Raw genomic sequence first — 7,414 nt, forward strand, 5'->3', positions numbered from 1 at the left:
CACCCCCGCGCCCTCGCCTCCCAGGCCGCGGCGGTCGGGCACGACGCCGAGGGTCACCATCACGTCGCGGAAGTTGATCCCGGCCGCGCGCACCGCGATGCGTACGCGTCCGGCGGCCAGCGGCTCCTCCGCCTCCGGGAACGGCACCGGCGCGACGGCGTCGATCGTCCCGGCACCGGCTTCCAGGCGCCAGGCCCCCTCCCCGGCGGCGGGAAGGAGCAGCTCCGAGGCGGTCGCGCGGCTCAGCCGGGGGACGAGGATCCGGTCGCCGCGCAGTGCCAGCTGCGGTTCGTCGAGGTCGAGGGCGCAGCGGATCGCGTCGTCGACCGGGGCGTCCGTGTCCGTGCCGGTGTCGGTGTCGAGGAGGACGAATCGGCCGGGGTTCTCGGTCTGGGCGCTGCGAACCAGGCCCCAGACGGCCGCGGCGGCGGGGTCGATGGTGGCGTCCTCGTCCACGGCGACGGCCTTGCGGGTGACGATGACCAGCGGCGCGTCGTCCGGCTTCGGATCGGCCAGCCACTCCTGTACGAGCGTCAACGCCCGCCGTACGGCGTCCAACTCGCCTCCCTCGCCCGTGGTGACGACGGTGCGGGACGGCGTCGGCGCGGGCTCGTCCACCCGGTCGGCGAGCGGGGAAGTGGGCGTCCACGCCAGGGTGAACAGGCCCTCGGGGAGGGGTTGCTGGGGGGAGGCGAGGCGGGTGGGGCGGGTGGTGACGGAGGCGGCGGTCAGGATGAGTTCGCCGGCCGGGTCGGTGAGGGTGAGGACGAGGCCGCCCTCGCCGTCCCCGCTCCCGTTCCCGGCGCGGGTGATGCGGGCGCGGGCGTGGGTGGCGCCGGTGGCGTGCAGGGTGACGCCGCTCCAGGAGAACGGCAGCCAGACCTCGCCGTCCGCGGTCCCGGCGGTGGCGATGAGGGGGTGGAGCGCGGCGTCGAGGAGCGCCGGGTGGAGCGCGAGGGCGTCGGTGGCCTCGCCGTCGGGGAGCGTGATCTCGGCGAGGAGGTCGTCGCCGTCGCGCCACAGGGCGTGGAGTCCCTGGAAGGCGGGCCCGTACGCGTAGCCGTCGTCGGCGGCGCGCTCGTAGAAGCCGGTGAGGTCGACGCGTTCGGCACCCGGCGGCGGCCAGGTCTCCTCCGCCCGCGTCCCGGCCGTGGGCTGGGCGGTGAGGGTGGCGGTCGCGTGGTGGGTCCACTCCGTCGAGGGCGTGGACGCCAGGCGGGTGTAGACGTGCAGTTCGCCGCCGGCGCCGAGGATGACCTGGAGCGCGAGGGGTTCGGTGGGGTGGAGGGTGAGCGGGTGGTGGAGGAGCAACTCCTCGACGTGCGGCGTTCCGGGGGCGTGGCCGGCGGCGCACAGCGCCAGCTCCAGCAGGGCGGTGCCGGGCAGCAGGACCGTTCCCGCGATGGTGTGCTCCGTCAGCCAGCTGGCGTGGTCGGCCGCCGGGACGTAACCGCTGAGCACCACCCCGCCGTCCGCCAGCGGCGCCACCGAGTCCAGCAGCGGGTGGTCGAGTGCCGTGCCGCCCGGGGAGGCGCCGCCGCCGGAGGGGCGCGGCGCGATCCAGTACGGCTGGTGCTGGAAGGGGTAGGTGGGGAGGTCGGTGACGTGGCGGCGCTGGTGCCAGGGGGTCCAGTCGACGGGGGCGTGGGTGGTGTGGAGGGTGGCCAGGGCCTGGGCGAGGGCGTGGGTGTCGGGCTGCTTGCCGGTGAGGGTGGGCAGGGCTGCGGCGGCGGTGGTCTCGGGGAGGGTGTGGTGGACGGCGTGGGTGAGGACGGGGGTGGGGCCGAGTTCGAGGAAGAGGCCGGCGTCGTGGGCGGCGGCGAGGTGGCTGATGGTCTGGTGGAAGCGGACGGGCCGGCGGATGTGCTCGGCCCAGTAGGCGGGGGTGGTGATGTGGCCGGGGTCGGCGGGCTCGCCGGTGAGGTTGCTGATGAGGGGGAGGGCGGGCGCGTGGAAGTCGAGGTCGGCGATGGCCTGCTGGAAGGGGGTGAGGATGGACTCCATCTGGGGGGAGTGGAAGGCGTGGGAGACCGGCAGCTCGCGGACCCGGCGGCTCTGGTCGCGCCAGTGGGCCGCCGCCGCCGCGACCTGGTCGGCGGCGCCGGAGATCACGGTGTGGGCGGGGGTGTTGGTGGCGGCGATGGCCAGGCCGGGGAAGTCGGCGAGGGTGGGGGCGACTTCGTCCTCGGTGGCGTGGAGGGTGGCCATGGCGCCGCCTTCGGGGAGCGACCCCATGAGGGTGGCGCGGGCGGCGACCAGGTGGGCGGCGTCGTCGAGTGACAGCACACCGGCGAGGTGGGCGGCGCTGACCTCGCCGATGGAGTGCCCGGCCACCGCGTCCGGGGCCAGGCCCATGGAGGTGAGGAGGCGGGCGAGGGAGACGTGGAGGGCGAACAGGCCGGTCTGGGTGTAGGTGGTGTGGTGGATGAGGTCGGCGGTGTCGTGGTGGGTGGCGAAGACGATCTCGCGCAGCGGGCGGTCGAGATGGGGGTCGAGGAGAGCGCAGATCTCGTCGAAGGCGTCGGCGAAGACGGGGAAGCGGGCGTGCAGCGCGGCGCCCATGCCGGGGCGTTGACTGCCCTGGCCGGAGAAGAGCCACACGGTCTTCCCCGGCGTCTCCGGGGCCTCGCCGCCGGGGGCGACGAGCGCGGCGTGCGGCGCGCCCTCGGCGAGCGCCGCCAGGGCCGCGGTCATCTCCTCCCGGTCCTCGCCCACGATCACGGCCCGGCGTTCGAAGGTGGCCCGGGTCGTGGCGAGGGACCAGCCGACGTCCGTGACCGGCACCTCCTCGTCCGCGCGGAGGCGTTCGGCGAGGCGGGTGGCCTGGGCGCGCAGTGCCTCCTCGCTGCGGGCGGAGAGCGGCCAGGGTACGAGGCCGGGCGTGGCGGCCGGGGCTGTGCCGGGCGTTTCGCCGGGGACCTGTTCGAGGATGAGGTGGGCGTTGGTGCCGGAGGCGCCGAAGGAGGAGACGGCGGCGCGGCGGGGGCGGCCGTCGGTCTGCGGCCAGTCGGCGGGTTCGGTCAGTAGCCGGACGTTGCCGCTGTCCCAGTCGACGTGGGGGGAGGGCTCGTTCACGTGCAGGGTGGGCGGCAGGACGCCGTGCCGCATGGCCATGATCATCTTGATGGCGCCCGCGACCCCGGCGGCGGCCTGGGCGTGCCCGATGTTGGACTTGATCGAGCCCAGCCAGAGGGGCTGGTCCTCGTCCGGCCGGTCCTGGCCGTAGGTGGCGAGCAGCGCCTGCGCCTCGATCGGGTCGCCGAGGGTGGTGCCGGTGCCGTGCGCCTCCACCGCGTCCACCTCGGCGGCGGACACCCCGGCGCTGGCCAGGGCCTGGGTGATGACCCGCTGCTGGGAGGGGCCGTTGGGGGCAGTGAGGCCGTTGCTGGCGCCGTCCTGGTTGATGGCGGAGCCGCGGATGACGGCCAGCACCTGGTGGCCGTTGCGGCGGGCGTCGGAGAGGCGTTCCAGTACCAGCAGCCCGGCGCCCTCGCTCCACCCGGTGCCGTCCGCGGCGGCGGCGAACGGCTTGCACAGGCCGTCCGGGGCCAGGCCGCGCTGGCGGGAGAAGTTGGTGAAGACCTCGGGGGTGGCCAGCACCGTGACGCCGCCGGCCAGTGCCAGCTCGCACTCGCCGCCGCGCAGCGCCTGCGCCGCCAGGTGCATCGCCACCAGTGAGGAGGAACAGGCGGTGTCCACGCTGACGGCCGGGCCCTGGAGCCCGAGGGTGTACGCCACCCGGCCGGAGACGACGCTGCCCGAGTTGGCGAGCATGCTGTAGCCCGCCAGGCGCGGATCGGCCGCCAGACCGGTGCCGTAGTCGTGGTACATGACGCCCGTGTAGACGCCGGTGAGGCTGTCCTTGAGGGTGTGCGGGTTGATCCCGGCGCGTTCGAGGGCTTCCCAGGCGGTCTCCAGCAGCAGGCGCTGCTGCGGGTCCATGGCCAGCGCCTCGCGGGGGTTGATGCCGAAGAACGCCGCGTCGAAGGCGTCGGCGTCGTGGAGGAACGCGCCCTGGGAGGCGTAGCTGGTGCCGGGGTGGTCCGGGTCGGGGTGGAAGAGGTTGGCCAGGTCCCAGCCACGGTTGGTGGGGAAGGGCCCGACCACGTGCCGCCCGTCCGCGACCAGCTCCCACAGCTCCTCGGGCGAGGTCACCCCGCCGGGGAAGCGGCAGGCCATCGCCACCACCGCGATCGGCTCGTCGGCCGCCGCCGCGATCCTTCCCGGTGTCGCGGCGGCGGCGGTGGTGCCGTCGAGGTGGCGGAGCAGGTGGTCGGTGAGGGCCTGCGGGGTGGGGTAGTCGAAGACGAGGGTGGCGGGCAGCCGCAGGCCGGTGGCGGCGGCCAGCCGGTTGCGCAGCGCCACTCCGGTGAGGGAGTCGAAGCCCAGCTCCTTGAACGCCGACTCGGAACGGATCGAGGCGTCCGTGGTGTGACCCAGGACCACGGCCGCCAGCTGGCGGACCGTGGCCAGCAGCGCCTCGCGCCGGGCCGTCGCGTCGAGGCCGGCGAGGCGGGCCGTGAGCGCGGTGCCGCCGGTGGCGCCGCCGGCCGGGAGGCCGGCGGCGCGGCGGCGGGCGGGCCGGGCCAGGGCGCGCAGCATCGCGGGGGCCTCGGGGCCGAGGCGGGTGGCGTCCAGGTCGGCCGCGACGACGAGGGGGTGGCCGGCGTGCAGCGCGGCGTCGAACAGGCGCAGGGCGTGAGGCGTGCTCACGGGGCGTGAGCCGGCGCCCGCCAGGCGGGCGAGGTCGGCCTGGGTGAGGTGTCCGGTCATGGCGGAGGTCTGCTGCCACAGCGTCCACGCCACGCTGGTGCCGGGCAGCCCGTCGGCGCGGCGGCGGGCGACCAGGGCGTCGCACCAGGCGTTGGCGGCGGCGTATCCGGCCTGCCCGGCGTTGCCCACCACCCCGGCGGCGGAGGAGAACACCACGAACATCCGCAGCGGCAGCCCGCGGGTGAGGGCGTGGAGGTTCCAGGCGCCCTCGACCTTCGGCGTCCAGACGCGGGCGAGGCGGTCGTCGTCCCACGCCGCGACGAGGGCGTCGTCGATCACGCCGGCGGCGTGGATCACGCCGATCGGCGGGTGGCCGGCGGGGAGCGCCGCGAGCGTGTCCGCGAGCGCGGCGTGGTCGGCGACGTCGACAGCCGCCACCTCCGCGTGGGCGCCCAACCCGGCCAGGCGCCGCAGGAGTCCGGCCGCCTCGGGGGCGTCGGCGCCCCGGCGGGAGAGCAGCAGCAGGCGTTCCGCGCCGTACGCGCGCACCAGGTGCTCGGCGATCAGGCCACCGAGCACGCCGGTGCCGCCGGAGATGACCACCGTGCCGCCGGAGAGGTCGGGGGCCTCGGCCGCGTCGGGTTCGGCGGCGGGCGTCAGACGGGGGACCGACACGGCGCCGTCCGGACCGATCGCGAGCTGCGGCTCGTCGGCGTCGAGCGCGCGCCGGACAGCCCCGGCCGGGCTCTCCCCGGCGCGGGGGTCGACCAGTGTGAACCGGCCCGGGTGCTCGGCCTGGACCGCGCGGACCAGGCCCGACACCGCCGGAGCCGAGGTGACCAGCACCAGCCGGGAGTCGAGCAGCCGCGGCTGGGCCAGCCACTCCTGGAGGAGCCGCAACGCGCGCCGGACGGCCGCCGGGTCCGTTTCCGCGTCCCTGTCGGTGTCCGGCGAGGCGAGGACCACCGGGGGCGCGGGCTCGCCCGCGTCCAGCGCGTCCAGCAGCGCCGCCACGTCGGCGTAACGGCGCCCGGCCGCCCCGGCGTTGCCCGTCGTGCCGAGGCTCGCCCAGGTCTCGCTGGCCTCGTCCGGCGCGGGCGCCTCAGCCGGCAGCGGCTGCCACTCCACCGTGTACAGGCCGCCGGCGGAGGGTGAACGCCGCTGGGCCGCCCGCAGCGCCTCGCCGTCGGCGGGGCGCATCGCGACCGCCTCGGCGCTGAACACGGGGGCGCCGGCCGCGTCCGCGACCACGACGCCCAGCTCCCGGCCGCCGTTGCCGCCGCCCCGGAGGCGGACGCGGACGTGGCGCGCGCCGGCGGCATGCAGGGTGACGCCGCTCCAGGTGAACGGCAGCCACAGCTGCCCGTCCTCTTGCCGTCCGCCCAGCGCCGCCGGGTGCAGCGTGGCGTCCAGCAGCGCCGGGTGGATGCCGAACTCGCCAGTGTCGGTGTCGGTGTCGGCGTCGGCGTCGGGCAGGGCCACCTCAGCGAGGAGGTCGGCGCCATGCCGCCACACCGCCTGGACGCCCTGGAACGCCGAGCCGTACCGGTAACCGGCCGCCTCCGCACCCGCGTACAGCCCGCCGATGTCGAGCGGCTCGGCGCCCGGCGGCGGCCAGGCGCCCGCCAGTTCCATCCCGGCCGCATCGCCCGTGACGGGCGGGGCGAGCGTGCCCGTGGCGTGGACCGTCCAGCCGTCCACGGCAGCGGGGGCGGGCTGCGAGCAGATGCTGACGGCGCGGCGGTCCTCGCCGTCCGGGGCCTCCGCCAACACCTGCACGCGCAGCTCGCCCTCCGGGGAGAGGGTCAGCGGCAGCTGGAGCGTCAGCTCCTCCACCCCGCCGCAGCCCGACTCGTCGGCCGCCCGCAGCGCCCACTCGACCAGGGCCGCGCCGGGCAGCAACGCCACGTCCGCCACCTCGTGTTCGCCCAGCCAGCCGGCGTTCCCGGCCGCCGGGAGAACGCCGGTGAGCAGCACGCCGCCGTCCGCCAGGCCGGTGGCGGCCGACAGGTGCGGGTGGTCCACCGGCCGCAGGCCCGCCGCGCTGACGTCGCCGGCCGGGCGATCGCCCGCCATCCAGTAGCGCTGTCGTTGGAAGGGGTAGGTGGGGAGGTTGGGTGGTTCGGTGCCTGGGGCTGGTGGTGTGGGGAACCAAGTGTGCCAGTTGATGGGGAGGCCGGTGGTGTGGGCGTGGGCGAGTGCGTGGACGAGGTCGGTTGGTGTGCCGTGGTTGCGGTGGAGGGTGGGGATGGTGGCGGTGGTGGCTGTGGTGTCCGTTTCTTCGAGGGTGTCGTGGATGCCGGGGAGGAGGACGGGGTGGGGGCTGATTTCGATGAAGTGGCGGTGGCCGGCTGCGAGGAGTGTGGTGAGGGTGTCGGTGAAGCGGACGGGTTGGCGGAGGTTGGTGTACCAGTAGTCGGCGTCGAGGGTGGTGGTGTCGAGGGGTTGGGTGGTGACGGTGGAGTGGAACGTGATGTCGGAGGCGACCGGTGTGAGTCCGTGGAGTGCGGTGAGGATGTCGTTGCGGATGCGGTCGACGTGGGGGTTGTGGGAGGCGTAGTCGACGTCGATGGTGCGGGTGCGTGCGCCGTGTTCCTGGGCAGTGGCGAGCACGGTGGTGATCTGGTCGGGTGGTCCGGAGATGACGGTGGCGTGGGGTCCGTTGTGGGCGGCGATGGCGACGCCTTGTGCCGCCTTGCCG

At 75.7% G+C, this 7,414-nt stretch carries 1 protein-coding gene; it reads right to left on the reverse strand.

Annotation, left to right across the window (positions count from 1 at the left end):
* Positions 1–7,414 (reverse strand): polyketide synthase (locus tag PV419_RS52530; protein WP_319701189.1); only part of this gene is annotated, 7,414 nt, incomplete at both ends.

The sequence above is a fragment of the Streptomyces sp. ME19-01-6 genome, assembly GCF_033793745.1.
Classification (GTDB): domain Bacteria; phylum Actinomycetota; class Actinomycetes; order Streptomycetales; family Streptomycetaceae; genus Streptomyces.